At 71.6% G+C, this 23,131-nt stretch carries 12 protein-coding genes; 4 read left to right on the forward strand and 8 right to left on the reverse strand.

Features of this window, described 5'->3' with window-relative positions:
- The first annotated feature begins 48 nt into the window (after positions 1-48).
- A complete protein-coding gene (locus ACH47X_RS10825; protein ID WP_397404074.1) occupies positions 49-6,402 on the forward strand; it encodes an RHS repeat-associated core domain-containing protein in 6,354 nt (2,117 codons plus the stop codon).
- A 59-nt stretch (positions 6,403-6,461) separates the two neighbouring features.
- Here ACH47X_RS10825 and ACH47X_RS10830 read toward each other — a convergent pair whose 3' ends face one another.
- The 3 genes from ACH47X_RS10830 to ACH47X_RS10840 form a co-directional block, all read right to left on the reverse strand.
- Positions 6,462-7,097 (reverse strand): hypothetical protein, encoded by a 636-nt coding sequence (locus ACH47X_RS10830; RefSeq protein ID WP_397404076.1) that lies wholly within the window; start codon positions 7,095-7,097, stop codon positions 6,462-6,464.
- Positions 7,098-7,192: 95 nt separating this feature from the next.
- Complete coding sequence (locus ACH47X_RS10835; RefSeq protein WP_397404078.1) at positions 7,193-7,663, reverse strand: hypothetical protein; 471 nt, start codon at positions 7,661-7,663, stop codon at positions 7,193-7,195.
- Positions 7,664-7,904: 241 nt separating this feature from the next.
- Positions 7,905-9,113 (reverse strand): amidohydrolase, encoded by a 1,209-nt coding sequence (locus ACH47X_RS10840; RefSeq protein WP_397404611.1) that lies wholly within the window; start codon positions 9,111-9,113, stop codon positions 7,905-7,907.
- A 239-nt stretch (positions 9,114-9,352) separates the two neighbouring features.
- On the opposite strand from ACH47X_RS10840, the gene ACH47X_RS10845 reads away from it, so the two are divergent.
- Entirely contained in the window at positions 9,353-11,635 is a 2,283-nt protein-coding gene (locus ACH47X_RS10845) for a hypothetical protein (RefSeq protein WP_397404080.1), read from the forward strand.
- A gap of 98 nt (positions 11,636-11,733) precedes the next feature.
- Here the strand turns inward: ACH47X_RS10845 and ACH47X_RS10850 are convergent, their stop codons facing one another.
- The 3 genes from ACH47X_RS10850 to ACH47X_RS10860 all read right to left on the reverse strand — a co-directional run bounded on the left by ACH47X_RS10850 (position 11,734) and on the right by ACH47X_RS10860 (position 18,516).
- The gene (locus ACH47X_RS10850; RefSeq protein ID WP_397404082.1) at positions 11,734-16,428 is read right to left on the reverse strand and encodes a S8 family serine peptidase; all 4,695 of its coding nucleotides are present in this window, start codon (positions 16,426-16,428) and stop codon (positions 11,734-11,736) included.
- Positions 16,429-16,555: 127 nt separating this feature from the next.
- On the reverse strand, positions 16,556-17,569 hold the full coding sequence (locus tag ACH47X_RS10855) for a LuxR C-terminal-related transcriptional regulator (RefSeq protein ID WP_397404084.1): 1,014 nt from the start codon (positions 17,567-17,569) through the stop codon (positions 16,556-16,558).
- 5 nt (positions 17,570-17,574) lie between these two features.
- On the reverse strand, positions 17,575-18,516 hold the full coding sequence (locus ACH47X_RS10860; RefSeq protein WP_397404086.1) for an alpha/beta fold hydrolase: 942 nt from the start codon (positions 18,514-18,516) through the stop codon (positions 17,575-17,577).
- A 97-nt stretch (positions 18,517-18,613) separates the two neighbouring features.
- On the opposite strand from ACH47X_RS10860, the gene ACH47X_RS10865 reads away from it, so the two are divergent.
- Both ACH47X_RS10865 and nhaA read left to right on the forward strand, forming a co-directional pair.
- Positions 18,614-19,084, forward strand: coding sequence for a MarR family winged helix-turn-helix transcriptional regulator (locus ACH47X_RS10865; protein WP_397404088.1), 471 nt, complete (start codon positions 18,614-18,616; stop codon positions 19,082-19,084).
- A gap of 146 nt (positions 19,085-19,230) precedes the next feature.
- A complete protein-coding gene (gene nhaA, locus ACH47X_RS10870; RefSeq protein ID WP_397404091.1) occupies positions 19,231-21,135 on the forward strand; it encodes a Na+/H+ antiporter NhaA in 1,905 nt (634 codons plus the stop codon).
- A gap of 184 nt (positions 21,136-21,319) precedes the next feature.
- Here the strand turns inward: nhaA and ACH47X_RS10875 are convergent, their stop codons facing one another.
- Positions 21,320-22,207, reverse strand: a complete 888-nt coding sequence (locus tag ACH47X_RS10875; protein ID WP_036962475.1) for a carbohydrate ABC transporter permease — start codon at positions 22,205-22,207, stop codon at positions 21,320-21,322.
- Positions 22,204-23,106 (reverse strand): carbohydrate ABC transporter permease, encoded by a 903-nt coding sequence (locus tag ACH47X_RS10880; protein ID WP_036962478.1) that lies wholly within the window; start codon positions 23,104-23,106, stop codon positions 22,204-22,206. Before ACH47X_RS10880 ends, ACH47X_RS10875 begins: the two co-directional genes overlap by 4 nt.
- Positions 23,107-23,131: the final 25 nt, after the last annotated feature.

Here is a 23,131-nt window from a genome sequence, read left to right on the forward strand (position 1 = left end):
ACGAAAGTTCCGGAAACTGCTCAGGAAACACCAACACGGGGGTTGGCGATGTCCGAGGCGCGTGCACACCACCTGGCCAGCACCTGGCTGATGCGACGCTGGCTGGCGATGGCGGTGGCCGTCGGTTTCTCGGCGACGCTGCTGATCGCCGTCGCGCCGGAGGTGCGGGCGGACAGCACGTCGGCCGCGGTGCCGCAGGCCACGGCGGGGGAGGGCCCGGCCGACCGCCCGATGCCGGACGGGGTGCGGCGCTCGACCGCCTACGCCGAGGACGCGCGGCCGCCCGTGGTGCCGGAGTCCGTGTCCGCCGAGGGCGAGCCCGCGGAGGTCACTTCGACGAGATGGCGGGCGCTGACGGCGCCCACCGCCACGCGGGCGAGCGCCGCCGCTGCAGGCTTCGCCGAGATCGACCTGCGCCCGGGTTTCGTGCTCGGCGACACGTCCCTGGTCCTGTACTTCTCCAGCGGCGACGTCGACCCGGACTGGACCGCCGCCGTCGTGCGGCTGTACGAGGGCGACGACCAGACCGAGCAGGAGTCGGTGCGGCTGACCCGCGCGGAGCTGGAGGGGCCGCGGTTCTGCGGTGGCGCCGACTTCTGCCGCTCGTTCGGCGCGGAGGACGGCTGGGAGCTGGAGGAGGGCAAGGACTACTTCGTGACGGTCGCGGCGGTACTGCCGCGCGGCGACGAGGTGGTCTCCGAGCCGTCAGGCACGTCGAAGGCGCGGGCGACGATCCTGCCGCCGGGCATCCCGGACGACCAGGCGGCCGGCTGCGGGTGCGAGAACGCGCTGGCCCCGACCGCCGTCGGGCAGGCGCAGCGCGGCGTGGGGGTCAACACCGGGACCGGCGCCTTCGTGCGCGTCGAGCGGGACCTGCAGATGGCGTCGTACGGCATCTCGTTCGGCAGCGCGCGCACGTACTCCTCGGCGAACAACCGCCAGGGACCGTTCGGCGTCGGCTGGGCGTGGTCGTACGACATGCGCGTCACCGAGACGGACGACGGCGTCATCGTGCGCGCCGAGGACGGCGCCGAGGCGCTCTACGAGCCGGACGGCGACGGGTACACGCGCCCGCCGGGCGTGCGCTCGGACCTGAAGCGCGCCGGTGACGGCTGGGAGCTGGTCACGCCGCGGCAGGTGACGTACCGGTTCGGCGCGCAGGGGCGGCTCACGGAGGTGCTCAGCCCCCGGGACGACGGCGTCCGCCTGGCCTACGTCGACGTGGAGGACCGGGGCAGGGACGAGGACCTCGACGACGTCCGGATCACCGACGCCTCGGGGCGCACCGCCGTCGCGGAGCTCACGGACGGCCTGATCCGGAGGATCACGCTCCCGGACCGCCGTCAGGTGAGGTTCGAGTACGCCGACGGCCTCCTGGCGAAGGTCAAGGACGCCCGTGGGAACGTCTGGGAGTACCGGTACGACGCCGACGGCCTGCTGACCCAGGTGGTCGACCCGCACGAGGTCGTGGCCGTGCACAACGAGTACGGCGACGACGGGCGCGTCGCGGCGCAGCGTGACGGCGTCGGCGCGGAGATGACGTTCGCCTGGGACGGCGACAAGCAGGAGGCGCGCAGCACCGACGCCGACGACGTCTCGATCTACGACGGCTACCACGACAACGTGCTGCTCTACAGCCAGCGCAGCACCGGCGACGCCGACAACCACCGGTACAACGAGCGCCTGGACCGCAACCTCGTGGTCAACGGCAACCAGTACCAGCATGTGGTCGAGTTCGACGGGCGGGGCAACCCGACGCAGGCCGTGGCGCCGCAGGGCTTCGACGAGAAGACCAAGTACGACGACCGGAACAACCCGATCGAGTTCACGGACGCCAAGGGCAACGTCTGGAAGAACACGTACAACGAGTTCGACGAGCTGGTCCGCAGCGTCGACGCCGAGGGCCACGACGTCGAGCACGTCTACGACGACCGGGGCCTGCGCACCTCCACGACCGACCAGCGGGACAAGGTCACGCGCTACGAGTACCTGCCGGACGGCGCGGAGAACGCCGGGCTGCTGTCCGCCGTCGTCTCGCCGGAGGGGCGGCGCAGCGAGTACCGCTACGACCGGACGGGCCGGCAGGTCGCGGCGACGGACCCGCGCGGCACCGGCGACCCCCGCGACCGGCGGCACTACACGACCGAGACGACCTACGACGAGCAGGACCGGGTGGTGCGCGTCGACGAGCCGGGCAAGACCCGCGGCTGGCGCTCGCTGTACGACGACGTCGGCCGGCTCGCGAAGGAGATCTCGCCCGAGGGCGTCGTCAGCACCTACTCCTACCTCGACAACGGCCTGCAGTCGAAGGTCGAGGCCGGCGGCCGGGTCATGACCTTCGCCTACACCGACGCCGGACGGCGCCAGGCCGAGAGCGTGGTGATGAGGGGTGATGACCTGACGACGTCGTACACGTACGACGCGAAGGGCCTGGTCAAGACGGTGACCTCGCCGCGCGGCAACGTGCCGGGCGCGAACAGGGCGGACTTCACCACCGAGTACTTCTACGACGCGAACGACAACCCGGTCCGGATGCGCATGCCGTACCCGGGCGGCAAGCACGTGGACCGGGACATCAAGGTCGACGCGCTGGACCGCACCACGGCGTCGATCAACGAGCTGAACAAGACGTCCAGCTTCGAGCGCGGCAACACCGGACAGGTGGACTCGGTCACGGACACCAAGGGCCGGACCACCACGATGGGGTACGACAAGAACGGGCGGCAGACCGAGCGCACCGACGCGGGCGGCAAGACCACCCGCACCGAGTACGACGCGGCCGGCAACAAGATCAAGGAGACGTCGCCCGTGGGCGGCGTCACGACGTACACCTACACGGACGACGGGCTGCTCGCGTCGGTGACCGAGCCGCGCGGCAACGTCGACGGCGCGGACAAGGCCCGGTTCACCACGCGCTACGAGTACGACCTGGCGGGCAACCGCGTGCGGGAGATCGACCCGCTCGGCAACACGACCTCCACCACGTACGACCAGAACAGCCGCCCGATCGAGGTGACCGACGCGCGCGGCGGCACCACCTACGTCGCCTACCGCGACGATGACCAGATCAGCCACGTGCGCCAGCCGGACGCACCCGAGCTGCCGCTGTTCTCGCAGGCCTTCGCGACGGTGCTCGCCTACGACGACGACGGCCGCGTGGTCGGCGTCCGCGACCCGCAGGGCGGGCGCAGCGGCGTGCGGTACGACGAGGCAGGCCGTCCCGTCGCCGCGACCGACCCGCTGGGCCGCACCACGCACACGACGTACGACGCCGAGTCGAACGCGCTCACCGCCATCACGACCGACCGGCGCGAGGACCTGGAGGACCTGAGCGACGCCGAGCGGGCCGAGCGCACCATCACCTCGGTGTACGACCTGCGCAGCCGGCTGACCAGCCAGCAGGTCGGCTCGGGCGGGCCGGAGTACACGTACGGCTACGACGCGAAGGACCGGACGACGTCGTACGGCGACCCGCTGGGCCTCCGCACGGTGACGTACGACGACGAGGACCAGATCACCAAGGTGCTCCGTGAGGAGGCCAACCAGGCGGACGAGACCTTCACCTACGGGTACGACCAGCGCGGCAACATCACCGAGCGCACCTACCCCGACGGCACGAAGATCACCTCGACGTACGACGACGACTCGCGCCTCGCCTCCACGACGGCGGCCGGCGGTTCCGTGGGCGGCGGCAGCGCCCGTTGGGAGTACGCCTACGACATCGCCGGGCGGCGGACGGCGACCACCCTCCCGGCCGCCACCGGCCTGACCGAGGAGCGCGCGTACGACGACGCGGGCCGGCTGACCTCGATCGGCACCGAACGGACCGGGGATCCCGTCGACGGGGTGCAGGACCCGGTCTCGGCGTTCGACCTCACGCTCGACGCGGTGGGCAACCCGACCCACGTGAGGACGACGCGCGGCGGTGTCACCGAGGCGGTCGCCTACGCGTACGACGACGCGAACCGGGTGACGACGGCCTGCTACGCGGCGAAGGAGTGCGACCGGAAGAGCAAGGACGCGGGCCGGATCTCCTACGAGTACGACCTGCTGGGCAACCGGACCGAGCAGAAGCGCACCGGCTCGGCGGGCTCCGACCTGACCCGGTACACCTACGACCACGCGAGCCAGCTGCTCCGCGAGGTCACGGTCGGCAAGGAGGACGGCCGGCCCACGGTGGAGCGCAAGGAGTACGAGTACGACGTGCTGGGCAACCAGACACGTGCGGGCGACGACCGCCTCGAGTACAACATCGACAGCACGCTGGCCAAGGCGACCGTCGGCGGGGTGCAGACCACCTACACCTACGACGCGACGCGCATGCGGCTCGACGCGATCACAGGTGTCGGGGCGGGCGCCTCGACGCGGCACTGGTCGTGGGACGTCAACGGCTCGCTGGAGAACATCGCCGTCGACACGCTGACCGACGTGAACGGCGTGGTGCAGGGCCGCCAGGCCTTCGCCTACGGGCCGACGGACGAACCGCTCGCGCTGCTGGAGGCGCAGGGCGGTGCGCACTCGTACACGCACGACTGGCTGGGCGGCGTGGCGAACATGCTGTCCGCGGACGGGCAGGTCGAGGAGGGCTACGACTACGACCCGTTCGGCAACCCGCGGCAGGGGGAGACGCTGGCGGGGTCGGTGGCTGGGGCCGCTGGTGAAGGCTCGGCCGGTGGGGGCGCCGGCGCAGGTTCGACGGATGCCACGTCGGGCGACGCCGAGCCGCTGGCCGGCGTCGGTCCGCTGGCGGACGCCAAGCCGCTGGACGAGATCAAGAACCCGATGCGGTTCGCCGGCGCGTACCTCGACCCGACGACGGGCGAGGGCAACTACGCGATGCGGGCGCGGAACTACGACCCGGGCACGGGGCGGTTCTCGTCGATGGACCCGGCGGGTGCGCAGCCGATCGGCTCGTCGCCGTACGCGTACGCCGGCAACAACCCGATGGTGTTCACGGACCCGACGGGCGAGCGCGAGCTCGAGGGCCCGACGGGTGGTGGCACGGTCGAGACCCCCACGGGTGCGGGCACCACCTCCAACCCGAACGACCCGGGCGCCGAGGTCGAGGGCCCGAGCGCCGAGGACATCGCGAAGGCGCAGCAGCTCCAGGGCAAGTCGATGCTCGACGTCATCCTGGAGGCCGGCGGGCAGATCCTCATGGAGTTCCTGGGGATCACGGACCTGATGGACTGCCTGGACGGCGACCTCGGCGCGTGCGTGATGCTCGTCGTCGGTGCGCTGCCCTGGGGCAAGATCTTCAAGGCCGCCAAGATCGGTGAGGCCATCTACAAGGCCGGCAAGGCCGTGATGACCTTCTCCAGCGAGCTGAAGTGGGCGCAGAAGGTCCTGTCCGGCGCCAAGAAGGCGAAACAGGCGGCGGAGGCGGCCAAGGCCGCGGCGGCGAAGGCCGCGCGTGAGGCCGCGGCGAAGGCGGCAAAGGCCAAAGCTGCGGCTGATGCGAAGGTCAAACAGCTCGCGGCGGAGGCCAAGGCGAAGGCACGGGCGCAGGCGGCGAAGAAGAAGGCCGACACTACGGGCAAGGGTGACACATGCAACAGCTTCGTGTCTGGCACTGGCGTCCTCATGGCCGACGGGAGCCGAAAGCGGATCGAGGACCTCGAGCCTGGCGACGAGGTCTTGGCCGGGGACGAGAAGACTGGTGACCGCACAGGTTCGCGGCTCGTGACGGCCAGCATCACCGGCGCGGGAATGAAGACACTAGTCACGGTTACGGTCCGCGACGACGACGGTGACAACCAGAAGATCGTCGCGACGGACGGTCATCCGTTCTGGAACCCCGAAGAACACACCTGGGTCAAGGCAATCGACCTCGAATCTGGTGACTGGCTCAAGACCAGTGCCGGCACCTGGGTCCAGGTCGCTGCCGTCGATGCCCACCGCAAGCGCGCGGCAGCACATAACGTCACGGTAGACCGTGACCACACCTTCTACGTGCTCGTTGGTGCCACACCAGTCCTCGTCCATAACTGCGACAAGGCTGGACTTGCGGCCGCAGAGCGGGCGGGCAACCACTTCGACCGACCGGGGGGAGCCACAGGTGCTCTACGTTCGGCAGAGCAGGGTTGGTTCGCTGATCCTCTTTCCTCTGGGGCGAGAAACGTCCACCCAAGCGTTGCCGGAAGTCCGGCACCTGGAACAAGGGCCGGGTTCGGCCACCACCTCGAAGCGCAAGCTGCCGCATTGATGCGACAGAATCCTGGAATGCAGAATGCGACCCTGTATGTGCATTTCCGAGATGTTGGTACTGTCCGGCAGGTCTGCGGTGCATGCGACGGGTCCCTGGAGGACATGCTGCCTGCTGGTACTTCACTGACAGTGGTGTTCAAGGATGCCGCAGGTGGAATATTCCGGTCGACCCCATATATCGGTAACGCGAACTAAGCCGTGCGGGTGGTGGGGACCGTTTGTCGACCCCAACCACCCGCACCAGATCAGGGCGGTCACTGCCCTCGGGTACGCCAGTGTGCCTCGGACAATCGGTCGAGGTGGGACAACCTGCCGAGCGTAGGCGCGACCACATCCACGTCCCACCCCGAGGAGGAGCTCGACCTGATGGCCTCGGCGACTGTCATGCTGCCCATGAACGTCCGGAAGCCGGGCGTCGGCCATCTCCAGGGGCCGAAGGAGATCTCGTCCATCGTGGCGAGAACTTCTGACAGGACTTCATCGGACGCTGCGACCGCACGTTTACCGGCGGGGGCGCCGTAGACCACTTCTCTCACTGCGTTATGGACCAGTAGTTCAGAAAGTGTTTCTGAACTTCTCTCCCATGGTTCGTAGCGCTCGGCTTCGAAGACCAAGTCGGGCTCGGCGGGGTCGAAGCACCAGCGCCAGTCCCCGGTCGCGTCAACCATGAATATGGCCATCCCGTCGTCGGCCACATGAAGGTTCTCGGGCGAGACCAGTGTGGTGGTGCTGGTGAGTCGCAGGTCCCATCGCGCAGCTAGTGTGTGCCAATTCCTGAGGGGCTCCGGCAGCCAGTCGCACGGAGCAGGGAGTGGTTTCTCGTCCCTGCTGGGTGCCCCGTACCAGGTGATCAGAAAATCGGCGAGATCAATGCTCTGCGGATCGATCATCGAACCACTCTCCCACGCCAGAGATCTGCGGGTTGCTGAGTCGAGCAGGATCCACACAACGGAAGCTGCGAGTCGGCAATGGCACGACGTGCTCTCTACGCCACCTCGACGTGCTTTCGGGCCGCGTCCACGAAGCGAAAGATGCTCGACTTGGCCGCGTCGCGGGCATTTGGGAGGTCTTCGGCCGGGAGGTCGGAAGTGAGGAGGTCGATGTCGTCCATCGCCTGTTGGCCCAGTTCGATCAGTTCCTTGGACTCCGTCACCAGCTGGACCCGGAAGAGCGCTTCGAGAGCATTCGTGCGCATGCGGTAGCTCTCGTACCTGAGCGCTTCGGGGTCTCCGGCGCGCTCCCGGTGCTCGGCGAACCAACGGTCGATCTGTACCCGGCGCAGGTTGACCAGCGCTCCGCCGAACGTCGTGTACGCGCTGACGCGCTCCTGGCGCAGGCGTTCGCCGCGTTCGAAGCGCTCGGCGTCGGCGCGGTTGCGGCGCTGGAAGTAGTGGGTCGCGAGCGAGCCGAGCAGGGTTCCGACAACGGCGACGACGCTGGTCACGATGATTTCCACGGGCCGAAGCCAACCATGCTGGTTGGTTCCTGAGAAGTCGTTTCGTGAGGGCTGCTTCGTGAGGTCCGCGTCGGGCAGGTCGCGATCGGGCGCGCGGGGTGTCTGTTGTCCGGCCAGGTGTGTTGCTCTGAGCAGACGTTGTCTACGGACAGCAGCACACCCATTGTGCGTGGTCTTTACCGCGGCGACACGCCGGTCGGTCGGTATGGCCGCGACACGCCGGCGGTGCCGGCGGCGGACCTCAGACCGTGCCCGGCGCCGCCAGGCGGTCCAGCGCCGCCACGACCAGCGCGGTCACTCCCGTCTCCAGCGTCGGGTGCGGCACGGGGGCGAACCTCGGCGAGTGGTTGGACGGGATGTCGCGGTCCGTGGTGCCTGCCCGCTGAGCGGCGAAGAACGCTGCCGGGTCCCAGCCGCCGAGCAGCCAGTAGACGATCGGCGCCCCGGCTGCGGTGGCGAGCACGCCGACGTCCTCGCTGCCCGAGACGGGGCCGGGGTCGATGACGCGCTCGGCGCCGAAGTGGGCGGCCAGGGCACCGCGGGTGCGCTCGGTCTCCGTCGGGTCGTTGACGAGCGGCGGGAACGACTCGCCCGGGACGATCTCTGGGGGCTGCGGTGCTCCCGCGGCGTCGGCCTCGGCGTGCACGATCCGCTCGACGGCGGCCAGGACCCGCGTCCGCACCGCCTCGTCGAAGGAGCGGATGTTGACGCCGAGCCGGGCGTCGTCCGCGATGATGTTCTCCTTGGTGCCGGCCTGGAGCGTGCCCACCGTGACGACGGCTGACTCTCCGGCGGCGACCTCGCGCGACACGATCGTCTGCAGGCGCATCACCGTCGATGCCGCCATCACGACCGGGTCCACGGTGGCCTCCGGCCGGGAGCCGTGCCCGCCGCGCCCGATCATGCGGATGCCCAGGATGTCAGTGCCGGCGAACGCCGGACCGCCGTGCACTCCGAGCAGGCCTGCCGCGACGGGCGCGACGTGCTGCCCCAGCACGATGTCGGGGCGGGGCACGACGTCGTACAGGCCGTCGTCGACCATGGCGCGGGCGCCCGTGCCGAGCTCCTCGGCCGGCTGGAACACGACCACCAGCGTGCCCGACCACCGCGACCGCCCCTGGGCCAGCACGTCGGCCGCGCCGAGCAGGGCGGTGACGTGCACGTCGTGCCCGCAGGCGTGCATCACGCCCGACTCCACGCCGTCGGCAGTGGTGGTGCGGACGGTGCTCGCGTAGGGGAGCCCGGTGTCCTCGGTGACGGGCAGGGCGTCCATGTCGGCGCGCAGCAGCACGCGGGGGCCGGCGCCGTTGCTCAGCACGCCCGCGACGCCCGTCCCGCCGATGCCCGTGTGCACCACGTAGCCGGCGGACGCGAGACGCTCGGCGACGATCGACGCCGTCCGGGTCTCCTGGTACGAGAGCTCCGGGTGCTCGTGCAGGTCCACGTACATGTCGTGCAGACCGGGCAGCAGTCCCGCCAACGGTGCCAGGACGGCTTCGACGTCCGGGACCGTGCCGCGCACCGCAGGAGGAGTCGTCATGCGCTCACGATGCCATCGGCGTCCCAGGTGCGCGCGGGATCGCGTGCGGCCGACGCGCGGTCGCGGTCGGCGCGACAAGGACCCGGCCGCTTGAGAGCCTGGGTGCTGGTCAGGCAGGCAGCCAGCCCGAAAGGGCCGGAAGGAGATCCATGACTCGGCGAACCCCGTCCCGCACGGCGTGGTGCGCCGCGCTGGGCGCACTGCTCGTCCTCGGCGGTACCGGCGTCATCCCGGCCGGTGCCTCGGGCCCGCCCCCGGTCCGGTCGGCGGTGCTGCCCGTGGCCGTCCCGGCGCCCGCTCCCGACGAGTCCGTGGTCACTGTCGTGGTGGGCGGCGACCGGACCGGCACCCGCACCGTCGCGCCGCTCGCCGGCACGACGCTCGGCCTGTTCGCCACCGCGGACGCGGCCGACCCCGTGGACCCGGACTGGGGGCTGTGCACCTCGGACGCGGACGGCGACTGCAGCTTCGTGGTCCCCGACACCGCACCCGGCGGTGCGAACGCCGGGGCACAGTGGTTCGTTCGGCAGGTCGAGGCGCCGTCCGGCTGGTTCACGAACCCGAACCTGCGCACGGGCCCCGGCTCGGGCTCCAGCTCCACCAACAGCCCGTACGTGTTCCAGACGCCGGCGCTCGCGGCCGGGGCGACGTACTCGTCGACGTCGGACTTCATGGTCGGGACCGCGGGCAGCGGTCGTCCGGTGACCGACTCCGAGGGCGTCTGGCAGCAGTCCCGCACCAACCCGACGCTGCCCGAGCAGTGCGGCCTCGATGTCGCGCTGGTGCTCGACCTCTCGTCATCGGTCAGCTCGAGCGAGCTCGTGGCGCTCAAGGGTGCGGCCGACACGTTCACCGACGCGCTGGTGGGCACGCCGTCGCGGATGGCCGTCTTCTCGTTCGACGGCGCCTCGCCGAGCACCAGCGTCGGCGCCAACGTCCCCGACCTGGCGAACGTCGCGACCCAGGCGGGGGCGGACGAGTTCAAGGCCGTCTACGCCGACTGGACCACGGGCAGCGGCACCAACTGGGACCGCGGGCTGTGGGCGGTCGCCGACGCGGCCCCGGACTACGAGCTCACCGTGGTGATCACCGACGGCAACCCCACCCGGTTCAGCGCCGACCCGCTGCTCGGCACCGGCGGGACCACGCACTTCCGGGACGTGGAGAACGGCATCTACTCCGCCAACGCGGTCAAGGGCGAGGGCTCGCGCCTGGTGGCCCTGGGTGTGGGTGACGGCGTGGACGACGTCACACAGCTCAACCTGCGCGCCCTCTCGGGCCCGACCCTGTTCGACGGCACGAACGTGCTGGAGGCCGACTACTTCGACGCCGACGACTACGCCGAGGCCGGGGCCGCGCTGCAGGACCTCGCGCTGTCGCAGTGCCAGGGCTCGGTGAGCGTGTTCAAGGAGATCGTCCCGGCGCAGAACACGGGCGACGACATCAGCGGGTCCGTCCCGGCCGGCGCGGGCTGGGTGTTCGACGCGAGCGCGGCGGCGCCGGGCGTGACCGTCGACCCGGCGACCGCGACCACCACCGACGACGGCACGGGCGGCGTGAGCTTCGACCTCGAGTACCCCACCGGAACGCTGACCTCGGACGTCACCGTGGCCGAGACCCAGCAGCCCGGGTACGAGCTGGTGGCCCCCGGCGGGCAGAACGCGGTGTGCGTCAACCGGTCGACGGGCGACCCGGTGGCGGTCACCAACGTCGACGACGCGGCCCGGCCCGGTTTCGTGCTCGACCTGCCCGCGACGGAGCTCGTCTCGTGCACGGTGTACAACCGGCCGTCGGCGGGCGTCGTCGTCGACAAGGAGTGGGTGATCGACGGCGAGACCTTCGCCGACGGCGAGCAGCCCGACGGCTTCACGGCGCAGGCGAGCCTCACCGGGCCGGGCGCCGCCGAGCCCGCTCCGCAGCCGTGGGGCGTGGCGCGCGAGGGCTACGACGTCGGTGAGGCCGTCACCGTCGACGAGACCGCACAGGTGCCGGAGGACTGCACGGCCGACGACGCCGTGGTCACGTCCGTGGACGGCGACCCGGCCGAGGCCGCGCTGCCCTACGGGACGACGGCCGCGCTGCCGTTCCGCGAGGTCGTCGTGACCAACACCGTCACGTGCGCGACGCCGTCGCCGTCGCCCACGCCGACGGTCACCCCCACACCTGGGCCGACCGGTTCCCCGACGCCGCCCGGTCCCGGTGACGGGTCGACCCCGCCGCCGGGCGGGGGCCCCGGTGGAGGTTCCGGCACCGGTGGCTCCGGTCCGGGCGGATCCGGTCCCGGCACGAGCAGCCCCGGCGCGGGGCTCGCCGCGACCGGCGCCGACGTCACGGCCGTACTGGGGCTGACCGTCGTGCTGCTGGCCTGCGGCTGGGCCCTGATCCGCGCCGCCCGCCGCCGCACGGTCGCCGTCCGTGCGGGTGATCGGTAGAACGTCGGGTGGTCGGCAAAAGGTCAGGTGGTCGGCAGCTCGAGCTGCCGACCACCTGACCTTCTACCGATCACCCGGTGGGGCCTCGGCGCCGCGTATCAGCGCCGCCTGACCTCCAGGTTCTCCGTGGCCGTCGAGGCCCCGAGGTCCTCGGTGCCGCCGTACTCCGCCGTGATCGTGTACTCGCCGGACCGCAGCAGCGGCGGGACCAGCACGTCGGCCCGGCCACCGCGCAGCTTCACGGTGCGCTCGTACGGGCGGCGGTCGCCGTCCTGGCCCACCGTCACGGTCACCCGGCCGGACGGCGTGGCGTCGTCGGCCGACACGGTGACCTTGACCAGGAACGTCTCCAGCGGGCGGACCGAGGACGGCGCCTTGATCTCCGTGCTGGTGGCCGCGGGCAGCGCGTCGGCCGGCACCAGGGCAGTGACCGCGCTGCGGTGCACGCCGCCCTCGTCGGCCCCCGCGTAGACCCAGGCGCCGTCGGCGCTCACGGCCAGGGACCGCACCGACATCGCCGTCAGGCCGCCCGACGCCGACGCCCACGTGGCGCCGCCGTCGGCCGAGACGAGGACGCCCGCGCCGTTGGCCGCCAGGCCGTACGGGCGCCAGCGCGCAGCGCCGGCGACCAGGAGCTCGGTGCCCGCGGCCGGGCCGTCCGGCACCTCGACGGCCACGAACGTGCCCACCGCGGCGGACGTGTTCGGCACCTCGGCGTCGGCGAAGGTCTCGCCGCCGTCCGTGCTGACCCGGATGCCGGGCGTCTCACCGATCACCACGTGGTCCGTGTCGGCGGGGTCGACCCAGACCGACCGCACCTCGTCCTTGGTCAGCCGCGTGATCGTCCGGCCCAGGTCGTCGGACCGGTACAGGCCGGACGACGTCGCCAGCCACAGGCGGTCCTCGTCCACCGGGTCCATGACGACCTGCTGCACCAGCACCTCGTGCGCGTAGCTGGTCCACGTCTCGAACCCGTCGGTCGAGACCATCAGGCCCGTGTCCACGAGGGACGTGTAGCCCACGGCGACCGTGCCCTCGTCGTGCGGGGACACCGCCAGCGCCGTCGGGCTGAAGCCGCCGGTCGGCCCCACCTGCGTGAGGTCGGCGTCGGACTGGCCGGCGCCCGCCGTGAGGATGCGGCCGCCGCCGAACGCGTTGGTGCCGATCGCCCAGACGGTGCGGTCGCCGAGCGGCGACTGCGTGACCTCGGAGACCTGCCGCCCGATGACGCCCTCGTGCCCGATGGAGCCCCAGTTCTGCTCGTCCGGGGTCAGGTCGGCGACGGAGCGCTGGTGCAGTCCCTCGAAGTCGACGGCGCGCAGCACGGGCTCGCCGTCGGCGTCGACCCCGGCGTGCACGCCGGTCACGTCGGAGCCGGAGACCCCGGCCTTGGTCCACTCCTCGCCGTCGTCCGTCGTGTAGATGCCGGCATTCTCCATCGACATGACGATCTGCTCGTCCGGCGTGCCGGGCCAGTGGTCGACGTCGGTCGCGAGCGGCCCGCGCGCGGGCAGCGGGTGGGTCTGCCACGTCTTGCCGAGGTCGTCGCTCGTGCTGAACGACGACAGGCCCGACGCGTACACGGTGCCGTTCGTCAGGGTGGTCACGGTGACGTAGGACTGCTCGGTGTCGCCGCCCTCCGTCCAGGTCGCCCCGGAGTCCGTCGAGGTGAGCGCCACGCCGTCGCCGCGGACCAGCACGGCGCTGGAGCCCTCGGCCACGATGCCCTGCGGGCGGTCGGGGTAGTCGGTGGTCACGTACGGCTGCGTGACCTCGCTGCCACCGTCGAGGACGCCCGCGATGCGGTAGACGCCGTCGTAGGTGGCGATGAGCAGGTCGTCGCCCGCGAACGCGGCGCCGGACACGAGTCCGTCCCACTGCGGGGCGACGCGTCGCCAGCGCTGGCCGCCGTCCCTGCTGAGGTAGAGGCCGTCGTCGGTGACCGCGGCCAGCGCGTCGCCGTGGGCGACGAGCTCGCTGATCGCGACGTCCGGGAACGGGAGCACCGTCCAGGTCCTGCCGGCGTCGGCGGTGTGCACCATGCGGCCGTGGTAGCTCGGGTCGAGCGTGACCCTGCCCGCGGCGCCGTTCAGGGCCACGTAGAACCCGCCGGGCGTCGTCGAGTCGGCCACGGGGATGCCCCAGCCGTCGGCCACGGGCATGCTGCGCACCCGCTCCCAGGTGACGCCGTGGTCGGTCGTCACGAACGGGTGCACGCCGGACCCGGCCATGGCGAGGCCGGTCCCCGGGGCGGTGGGGGAGGTGGCGAGCTCGCGGGCTGCGCCGGAGAGGCCGACCTGCTCCCACGTGCCCGCCTGGCCGGCGCCCTCGGACTGCACGCCGCCGTTGCCGGTCAGCGTGCGCCCGGCGACGGTCGCCCGGGCGTCGAGCGCATAGGTGCCGGGCTCGTCCAGCGGCACGGTGCCGCGGTACCAGCCGGGGCTGGTGCCGAGCGCGGTGAGCGCGGTGGTGTACTGCTCGCCGGACGGGGCCGTGGCCCGCACCGTCGGCGCCGCCTCGGGCGCCATCGGCGTGTAGACGAAGACGTCGGTGGCCTTGGTCGCCAGCGACGGCGAGGACTGGACCTGGAGCGGCCGCACGTAGGCGGCGTACGGGACACGCACGGTGCTGCCGTCCGAGACGGTGCCCACGACGACGCCGGAGGTCTCGCCGTCGACCGAGCCGGCGGCGGGGCCGCTGGTGTCGGGGGTGACGGTGAGGTCGACCGACGCGCTGCGCCCGGCCGGGATCTTGACCTGGCGCGCCGAGAGCTCGGCCTTGCCGGTGCTGGTCGCGGCGGGCTCGGCCGCCAGCCTGACGGTCACGGCCTTGGTGCCGGAGTTGCGCAGCACGACCGTGCTGGTGCGGGCCGGCTTGCCGCCCATGTCGGCCAGCCCCAGGGAGACGGCGTCGGGCGAGGCGGTGACCCGCTGGTCCACGGCGGCGGCGACGTCGAGCTTGCCGGCGCCCTGGGCGGACGGCGACACCTCGGCGTCGTCGGACTCCAGCGGCTGTGCGCTGCCGATGAGGGTCGCGCGGAGCTGCTCCGCGGTCTGCTCGGGGCGGGCCTGCGCGAGCAGGGCGGCGGCGCCCGCGACGTGCGGTGCGGCCATCGACGTGCCGGACATGCGGTACCTGTCGCCGTCCACCCCGAACATGGCCGGGATGTCGGACATGATCTCGAAGCCGGGGGCCACGATCTCGGGCTTGAGCGTCATGGCGTCGCTCGGGCCGCGCGAGCTGAAGTCCGTGATCGTGTCGGTCCGGTCGACCGAGCCGATGGTGCCGCGCGCGGTGCCGGCCGCGACCTCGGCCTTGAAGGTCTGGTACTGCGCCGAGGGGATGTTCATCATCACCAGCGACTCGCGGCGCAGGTCGAACCCGCCGCCAGCCAGGATGTTCGCGGACCCCTGCGGGCCGGCGCCGCCGTCGTCCCCGGCCGGATCCGTCGGGCTGGGCGTGTAGAGCAGGGCGCCGACGGCGCCGTGCTCCTCGGCGAGCTGCGCCTGCAGCAGGTGCGGACCCTGGACCTGGCCCAGCGACGTGGTGGTCATGCTCTGCATGACGACGATCGCGCCGCGCACGTCGCCCGCCTGCTCGTAGTCCTCCTCGTCGAAGCCGTCGCCGACGTCGACCAGGCGGGCCGTGAGGCCGCCCGCCGGCGGGTTGGCCGACATCGGGAACCGCGTGACGTCCAGCGGACGGGGCGCGTCGCCCCGCTCGGCACCGGCCAGCGTGAGCGTCGGGTCGGACACTCCGGTGACCTGCGCGCCCACCGCGATGACGCCCTCGGCGGCGGCGGGCGAGCTGACGGTCTGGTCGTACGGCCCGGCGTTGCCCGCCGCGGCCACGACCACGACGCCCTGCCGCACCGCGGCGGTGGAGGCGCGACCCAGCGGGTCGGTGCCGTCGCCGGGCGTGCCGAGGCTCATGTTCACGACGTCGGCCGGGTAGTCGCCCAGCGGGTTCGTCGCGGCGTCGAGCGCGAGCAGCAGGTCCTCGGTGGTGCCGCCGCCGTTCGCGTCCATGGCCTTCCAGGCCGTGAGCGTCACGTCGGGCGCCATGCCGGTCAGGTTGTCGCCGCCCGCGCCGACGATGCCGGCCACGTGCGTGCCGTGCATGTGGTCGTCCATGGGGTCGGCGTCGTCGTTGACGAAGTCGTACCCGTCGGCCACGCGGTGGCCGGGGCCGAACCCGCCGCCGAGGTCGGCCAGCGTGTAGTCGATGCCCGTGTCGATGATCGCGACGGTGCGCCCGTCACCCGTGACGGGCGCGCCGCCGGCGTCCTCGCGCTCCCAGACCTCGGGGGCGCGGGTGGCGGGGATGTTCGCCTCGTCGCCCAGGATGCGCACGGGCGCGTCCTCGGTGACACGCGCGACCCCGGGGGCCTCGCGCAGCTCGGCGAGGTCCGCGGGGTCGACGGTGGCGACGACGGCTGACAGCAGGCCGGTCACCGACTCGGTGTCGTCCAGGTCGATGTCCTGGCGCACGGCCCAGGAGGTGATGCCCTCCTGGGCCTCCTCGACGGTCTCGACGGCGGCCCGGTAGTCGGCGGCGAAGGCGCTGCGGGCACGCGCGGAGCCGGAACCGCTCCGCGCGGTGGCGACTGCCTCCTGGCCGACGACGTCGGCGGCCGTGGGGGAGTCGAGCTCGATGATGACGCGCACCGGGTCGGCGTCGCGTGCGACGTCCGGGGCCGCGACGGCGGTGCCCGGTGACAGGACCAGTGAGGCCGAGACGAGGGCGCTCCCGAGGAGGAGACCCCGGCGGCGGCCGGAGGGCAGAGGTTGCATGAGGGCTGTCTAGCCCGCGCTACCCTACGTGGGCAATGGGCGAAATGGCCGGATGTGGCCACTGGCCGGTACCGGCCGCAAGTGTTTACACGGACGTCACGCACGAAGGCAAATTTCACCCCAGCCTCTAGAGCCACCCCTTGCGGACGGCCTGCATCCCCGCCTGGAACCGGTTGGCCGCACCGAGGCGGCGCATCAGGTCGGCGCTGCGGCGGCGCAGTGTCCGCTCGGACAGGCCGAGCTCGCGCGCGATCGCCTCGTCCTTGGCCCCGGAGCCGAGCAGTGCGAGCAGCGCCCGGTCGTCCTTGTTCGGCCCGCGGTCCGGGGGAGCGGCCCCCTCCAGGCTGTCGGCGGCGGGGATCTCCACGGCGTCGGCCCACGCCGCCTCGAACGCGGCGCACAGCAGGTCCACCAGCGGGCCGCCCTCGACCACGACGGCGGCCGGGTGCTGCGGGTCGAGGTCCGTGCTGACCAGCGCGGTGCGCCGGTCGGCGATCGCCAGCTTGGTGGGCAGCGTCCGCGCGATCCGGGCCTGCTCGCCCACCGACGCCGCATGGCGCAACTCCGCCCAGGCGCCCGGCAGGTCCAGCACCTCCGCCGCGTACACGGCCCGCCACTGGACCCCACGTGCCAGCGCGAGCGGCTCGACGGGGTTCTCGTCCGCCAGCACGTACGGCGGCCGGTCGAACGCCAGGAACTCGGCCGTGACCTCGTGCTGCATGCGCGTGTACCAGGCGCCGATCAGCGCCGGGTCGTCGATCACGTGCACACCCGCCCCCGAGCCGGCGACGTCGGAGGTCTGCTCGAACAGGCCGGCCAGGTCCGGGATCGTCGAGCGGACCCGGTCGAGCTGTGCCGCCGTCCGGTCGGTCAGTGCCCGCAGCGCCACGCGCGGGTCCACGGCCGTGTACTCGCCGTCGCTCCCGCTGGTGCGGTTGATCAGCCCGGCCGCGCGCAGCCGCGCCAGCATCCCGGCGAAGTCGGTGCCCTCCAGCGGCACGCCCTGCGCCACGTCCTCCACCCGGACCGTGCCCTGGGCGAGCACGTACCGGTAGACCAGCCGGGTGTCGTCGTCGATCCCGACCGCCTGGAAGTCGCGGTCGGGATCGCGGTCGCGGTCGGGCGGGGAGTCCGTGGCCATGGGGGTCAGCGTAGGTCAGCGGGAGCGGCCGGGTCGTCGACGTCGGCCAGGAAGGCGAGGATCGCCTCGGACAGAGCGCCGGGCGCCTCGAGGGCGACGTGGTGCCCGACGCCGTCCAGCAGCACGGACCGGACCGCGCCGCCCGTGACCTGGCTCATCGTCCGCGCGGTGAACGGCCCGCCGCTCGAGCCGACCGCCAGCACCGGGACGGTCAGCGGGCTCGCCTGGGCGAGGGCTCTGAGCTCGTCGCCCTCGGCGAGCATCGACCGGTACAGCCCGGCCGCGCCACGCCATCCGCCGGGGCGGGCGTAGGTGCGCGCGAGCTCGGCGACGTCCGCCTCGGTGATCGCGTCGGGCACCGCCGTCATGGTGGGGAACACCCACTCGCCGAGGAACTCCCGCTCGCGCCCGGCGAGCAGCAGCTCGGGGATGCCGGGGGCCGCAAGGGCGCCCACGTGCCAGGAGCCGCCACTGGTGACGTCGGCGAGGTTCTCGAGCCCGAAGCCGGCCAGCCCCATCTCGACGGCGGTGAGGCTGGCGACGTCCTCGGGGTGCGTCGCCGCGAGCCGGAACGCCGTGGCCCCGGCGATGTCCTGGCCCGTGAGGTGCACCGGGCCGAGGCCGAGCCGCTCGATCAGCTGGTGCAGGTCCTCGGCCGCGGTCGCGCTGCCGCCGGTGCCCTCCGTGGTTTCCGGCGCGGTCGCCGAGTCGCCGAAACCGCGCAGGTCGACGGCGAACACCCGGTGCCGCTCGGCCAGCAGGGGGATCACCCGGTGGAACGCCCACCACGTCTCGGGGAACCCGTGCACGAGCAGGACCGGGGAGCCAGCGGTGCCCGCCGCCACGTAGTGCAGCTCCGTGCCGTTCAGGCACGCGGTGTGGTGAGTCACGGCGGGGGTGGCTGCCGTGGCGGTGGTGGTCGTGGGGGTGGTGGTCGTGCGGCCCATGGGGGTCAGCTCCTGGGGTCGATGGAAGTAGACAACTGGGTTGTCTAAAAGTAGTCAACCCAGTTGTCTTTGTCCAGTGGGCACATAGGCTGACGCCATGTCTCGATCCGGCGCCGATCTTGCCCTCCTGCTCCTGGGTGGTTACCGCACGCTCGTGGACGCGGCGGTGGTCGAACTGGCCGCCCGTGGCTACGACGACTTCCGCCCGGTGCACGACTTCGCGATGCGGGCCATCGCCGCGGGCGCGGGCAGCGCCTCCGAGGTGGGCCGCCGCACCTCCGTCTCCAAGCAGGCGGCGGCGAAGACGATCGCGGTCCTCGTGGACCGTGGCTACGTCTCCAGCGAGGCCGACCCCGCCGACGCCCGGCGCAAGCGGCTGCGGGTGACCGAGCACGGTTTCGACGTGCTGCGTCAGGGGGAGGCGATCTTCGACGAGCTGCGGGAGGCCTGGGGGCGGCGGATCGGCGCCGCTGAGCTCGCTCTCCTCGAGGAGCGTCTCACCACCCTGGTCGGCGACGGTGCGGTGCGCCCCGACGCGGCCGGGTGGGTCGCGCGGGACGCCGGCTGAGTCTCCGGACGACTGCCCGGGCGGATACCGGACCGCGACGCGGGTGAAAGCCTGTGGAACGGTGCGGGTCGCGCACTACTCTGATCGGCAAGAATCACTACTTTTCATGCTGACCGGTCGTGGCGACGCGCGAAACAGGAGAAAAGATGGCGAACCTGACCATTATCGAGCGGTCGCCCGACCCCGAGACGCACCAGCCCGGGCCACGCTGGCCCTCCATCGCCGTCTGGATCCGCTCGCTCGGCCAGAGCCGCCTCGGCGCGCTCCTGCTCCTGCTCGGCACCGTCGCCGCGATCGTCTGGGCCAACGTCTCCCACGAGTCGTACGCCGAGTTCTGGGAGACCCACCTGAATATCGGGGTGGGCGACTTCCAGGTCGAGTTCACGCTGCACGCCCTGGTCAACGACGCCCTCATGGCCATCTTCTTCTTCACCGTCGGCCTGGAGGTGCGGCGCGAGTTCGCGATCGGCGAGCTCACGAGCTGGTCCCGCGCCATGGTGCCGGTGGCCGCCGCCGTCGCCGGGCTCGTGGTCCCGGCCGTCCTCTACGTGCTCATCGCGCGCGGCTCCGGCTGGGAGCACGCGTGGGGGATCGTCATCTCCACCGACACCGCGTTCGTCGTGGGCGCGCTCGCCCTCATCGGACCACGCGCGCCCGGCCGCCTGAGAGTGTTCCTGCTAGCGCTCGCGGTGGTCGACGACATCGGCGCCCTGAGCATCATCGCGCTGGTCTACACCGAGAACTTCGACCCGCTCCCGCTGCTCGTCGCGGCCGTCGGCCTGGCCGGCGTCTACCTCACGCGGTACGTGCCCACGGGGCGCGGGCCCATCTACGCCACGCTGTCGATCATCGTGTGGCTCGCGTTCCTCGCCTCGGGCGTGCACCCGACGCTGGCCGGTGTCGCCATCGCGCTCCTGGTGCCGGTCTACCGGCCCAGCCGGCGCGACGTCGAGCACGCCCTGACGCTGGCGCGCACGTTCCGGCAGTCGCCGAACAGCGACTACGCGCGGGCCGCGGCGAACAGCCTGCGGGAGTCGATCTCGATCAACGAGCGCCTCCAGTCGGCCTACGCCCCGTACGTCGCGTACGTGATCCTGCCGCTGTTCGCGCTGGCGAACGCGGGCGTGCAGATCAACGCGGAGATCCTGGCGGCAGCGGCCGGGTCCGCGATCACGTGGGGCATCATCGTCGGCCTGGTGGTGGGCAAGTTCATCGGCGTGCTGGGGTCCGGGACGGTCATGCGCGCGCTGCGCATCGGCGACCTCGGGCCGGGCCTGGCGCTCGACCGGCTCGCCGGGGGCGGCGCGCTGTGCGGCATCGGCTTCACGATCTCGCTGTTCATCGTCGACCTCGCGATCGAGGACCCCGGAGTGCAGAACGAGGCCCGGGTGGGCGTGCTGACGGCGTCCGTGATCGCGTTCGCGCTGGCCGCCGTCATCTTCAAGATCTCGGACCGCGTGCACCCGGCCAAGGAAGCGGGCAGCACGCTGCTGCGCCCCGTCGACCCGGCCCGGGACCACGTGTACGGTCCGGCCGACGCGCCCTACACGCTGGTGGAGTACGGCGACTTCCAGTGCGGGTTCTGCTCCAAGGCGTCGGGCGCGATCCAGGAGGTGCACCGTGAGCTCGGCGACCGGCTGCGGTACGTCTGGCGGCACGCCCCGCTGGACCGCTACCACCCGAACGCCGTCGCCGCGGCGGAGGCCTCGGAGGCCGCCGCGCTGCAGGGCGAGTTCTTCGCGATGGAGCGCAGCCTGCTGCTCGACCAGGAGAACCAGCTGCCCTCCGACATCGTCCGGCGCGCGGAGGAGCTCGGGCTCGACGTCGAGCGGTTCGAACGGGACTTGGTCTCCCCGGAGGTGGCGGGCCGGGTGCGCGACGACGTGCTCGACGCCGAGGCCATGGAGATCACCGCGGTGCCGACGTTCTTCGTCAACGGCCGCCGGCACACGGGGCCGTACGACGCGCAGTCCCTGATCCACGCCCTGGAGACGACGGCGCCGGTCGCGCAGGCTGCCCCGGCCGAGGAGCGCGCGGTCGGGGAGGTGTGACCGGGTCGGCGCGGGGTGATCGGCAGCTTGGGAGCGGCTGGCGGCTTCGGGCGATCGCCCGGTTCCGGATGGTCGGCAGAAGGTTAGGTGGTCGGCAGCTCGAGCTGCCGACCACCTGACCTTCTACCGACCACCCGTAACTACCGACCACCCGAAACTGCCGACCAGCCGCACCTCCCGGGTATCAGCCCTTGACCGAGCCGGACATCAGCCCGCCCACGAAGTACTTGCCGAGGATGATGTACACGATCAGCGTCGGCAGCGACGCGAACAGGGCTCCCGCCATGGAGACGCCGTAGTTCTGCAGCAGCGCGCCGTTGGCGAGGTTGTTCAGCGCCACGGTCACCGGGCCGTTCTGCGACGACGAGAAGAACACCGCGAACAGGAAGTCGTTCCACGCGGACGTGAACTGCCAGATCAGCACCACGACGAAGCTCGGGATCGAGATCGGCAGCACGATCGACCAGTAGGTGCGCAGCATGCCCGCGCCGTCGACGCGCCCGGCCTCGATGAGCTCGTGCGGCACCGTCGAGTAGTAGTTGCGGAAGATCAGCGTCGTGATCGGGATGCCGTAGACCACGTGCAGCAGGATCAGCGTGGGCACGCCCGTGGGTATGCCGAGGTCCAGCACGAGCTGGGTCAGGGGGATCATCACGGCCTGGTACGGGATGAACATCCCGAACAGGATCAGCGTGAAGACGATGTCCGCGCCCTTGAAGCTCCAGCGCGAGAGCACGAACCCGTTCAGCGACCCGAGGAACGCCGAGATGATGGAGCTCGGCACGACGATCGCGAGCGTACGACCGATCGCGGGCGCCAGCGTGGTCCAGGCCGTGGCCCAGTTCTCCGTGGTCCAGATCTGGGGCAGGTTCCAGGCGCGGCTCGGGTCGGCGTCGCCGGTGCCCTTGAAGCTGGTCACCAGCAGCACGTACACCGGGATCAGGACGACGATCAGGAAGAAGATCAGGCCCACGTACTTCAGGGTGCGTGCCAGCGAGTACCGGCCCTTGTGGACGCGCGGCGCGGCGGGCGCCGGGCGGTGCGCGGTGAGCTGTTCGGCCTCGGCGGTCATCGCTTCTCCTCGCGGTTCGTGCGGATCAGGTAGGGCACGATGACGATCGCGACGATGATCAGCAGGATCGAGCCGACGGCGGCGGCGTTCGCGTAGTCGAAGCTCGACTTGAAGACGAACATGTCGACGGCGGGAACCTTGGTCTGGTAGTTCGCGGGCTTGGAGATCGACATGATGAGGTCGAACGCCTTGAGCGACATGTGACCGATGATGATCAGCGCGGACAGCGCGACCGGCGAGAGCTGCGGGAACAGGACGTGCCGGTAGAGCTTCCACTCGGAGGCGCCGTCCATCCGGGCGGCCTCGCGCAGCTCCTCGGGGATACCGCGGAACCCGGCGAGGAACAGTGCCATCACGTAGCCGGAGAGCTGCCAGATCGCCGGGATGGCGATGGCGACGATGCCGAACGTGACGTTGTTCCACCAGTTGTTCTGCAGGGCGTCGAGCCCGACGATCTGGAACAGGCGGTTCAGGCCGGAGGCCTGCTCGTCCTGGTTGGAGTTGAGCAGCCAGCGCCACACCACACCCGAGGCGACGAACGAGACCGCCATCGGGAAGAGGTAGACCGAGCGGAACAGTCCCTCACCCTTGACCGGCTTCTCGAGCATCCACGCCCACAGGAAGCCCATGATCATGGTCCCGACGAGGAACACGACCGTGTACAGGACGAGGTTCATCAGCGAGTGCTGGAAGTCCTCGCTGGCCAGCAGGTCGAGGTAGTTGGTGAACCAGACAAAGACGGCCGGCTTCTGCCCGGTGGCCTGCGCCGCCGTGTGGTTGTCCGTCAGGGACGTGGTGAAGTTGGCGACGATCAGCCCGTAGACGAAGACGCCGACGAGGATCAGGGACGGGGCGAGCATGAGCAGCGGTGGCCCGACTCGCCGCAGTTTGTTCAGCATGTAGGTACCTCGGGAGGGTGGGCGC

It is taken from the genome of Promicromonospora kroppenstedtii (assembly GCF_044389675.1).
GTDB classification, from domain to species: Bacteria; Actinomycetota; Actinomycetes; order Actinomycetales; family Cellulomonadaceae; genus Promicromonospora; species Promicromonospora kroppenstedtii.

Bases quoted from the DNA above. Each gene is read 5' to 3' on its own strand.
- nhaA (WP_397404091.1), top strand. From the start codon at position 19,231: ATGGCGAACCTGACCATTATCGAGCGGTCGCCCGACCCCGAGACGCAC.
- ACH47X_RS10855 (WP_397404084.1), bottom strand. From the start codon at position 17,569: ATGGCCACGGACTCCCCGCCCGACCGCGACCGCGATCCCGACCGCGAC.
- ACH47X_RS10845 (WP_397404080.1), top strand. From the start codon at position 9,353: ATGACTCGGCGAACCCCGTCCCGCACGGCGTGGTGCGCCGCGCTGGGC.
- ACH47X_RS10850 (WP_397404082.1), bottom strand. From the start codon at position 16,428: ATGCAACCTCTGCCCTCCGGCCGCCGCCGGGGTCTCCTCCTCGGGAGC.
- ACH47X_RS10865 (WP_397404088.1), top strand. From the start codon at position 18,614: ATGTCTCGATCCGGCGCCGATCTTGCCCTCCTGCTCCTGGGTGGTTAC.
- ACH47X_RS10880 (WP_036962478.1), bottom strand. From the start codon at position 23,106: ATGCTGAACAAACTGCGGCGAGTCGGGCCACCGCTGCTCATGCTCGCC.
- ACH47X_RS10825 (WP_397404074.1), top strand. From the start codon at position 49: ATGTCCGAGGCGCGTGCACACCACCTGGCCAGCACCTGGCTGATGCGA.
- ACH47X_RS10830 (WP_397404076.1), bottom strand. From the start codon at position 7,097: ATGATCGATCCGCAGAGCATTGATCTCGCCGATTTTCTGATCACCTGG.
- ACH47X_RS10860 (WP_397404086.1), bottom strand. From the start codon at position 18,516: ATGGGCCGCACGACCACCACCCCCACGACCACCACCGCCACGGCAGCC.
- ACH47X_RS10875 (WP_036962475.1), bottom strand. From the start codon at position 22,207: ATGACCGCCGAGGCCGAACAGCTCACCGCGCACCGCCCGGCGCCCGCC.
- ACH47X_RS10840 (WP_397404611.1), bottom strand. From the start codon at position 9,113: ATGTACGTGGACCTGCACGAGCACCCGGAGCTCTCGTACCAGGAGACC.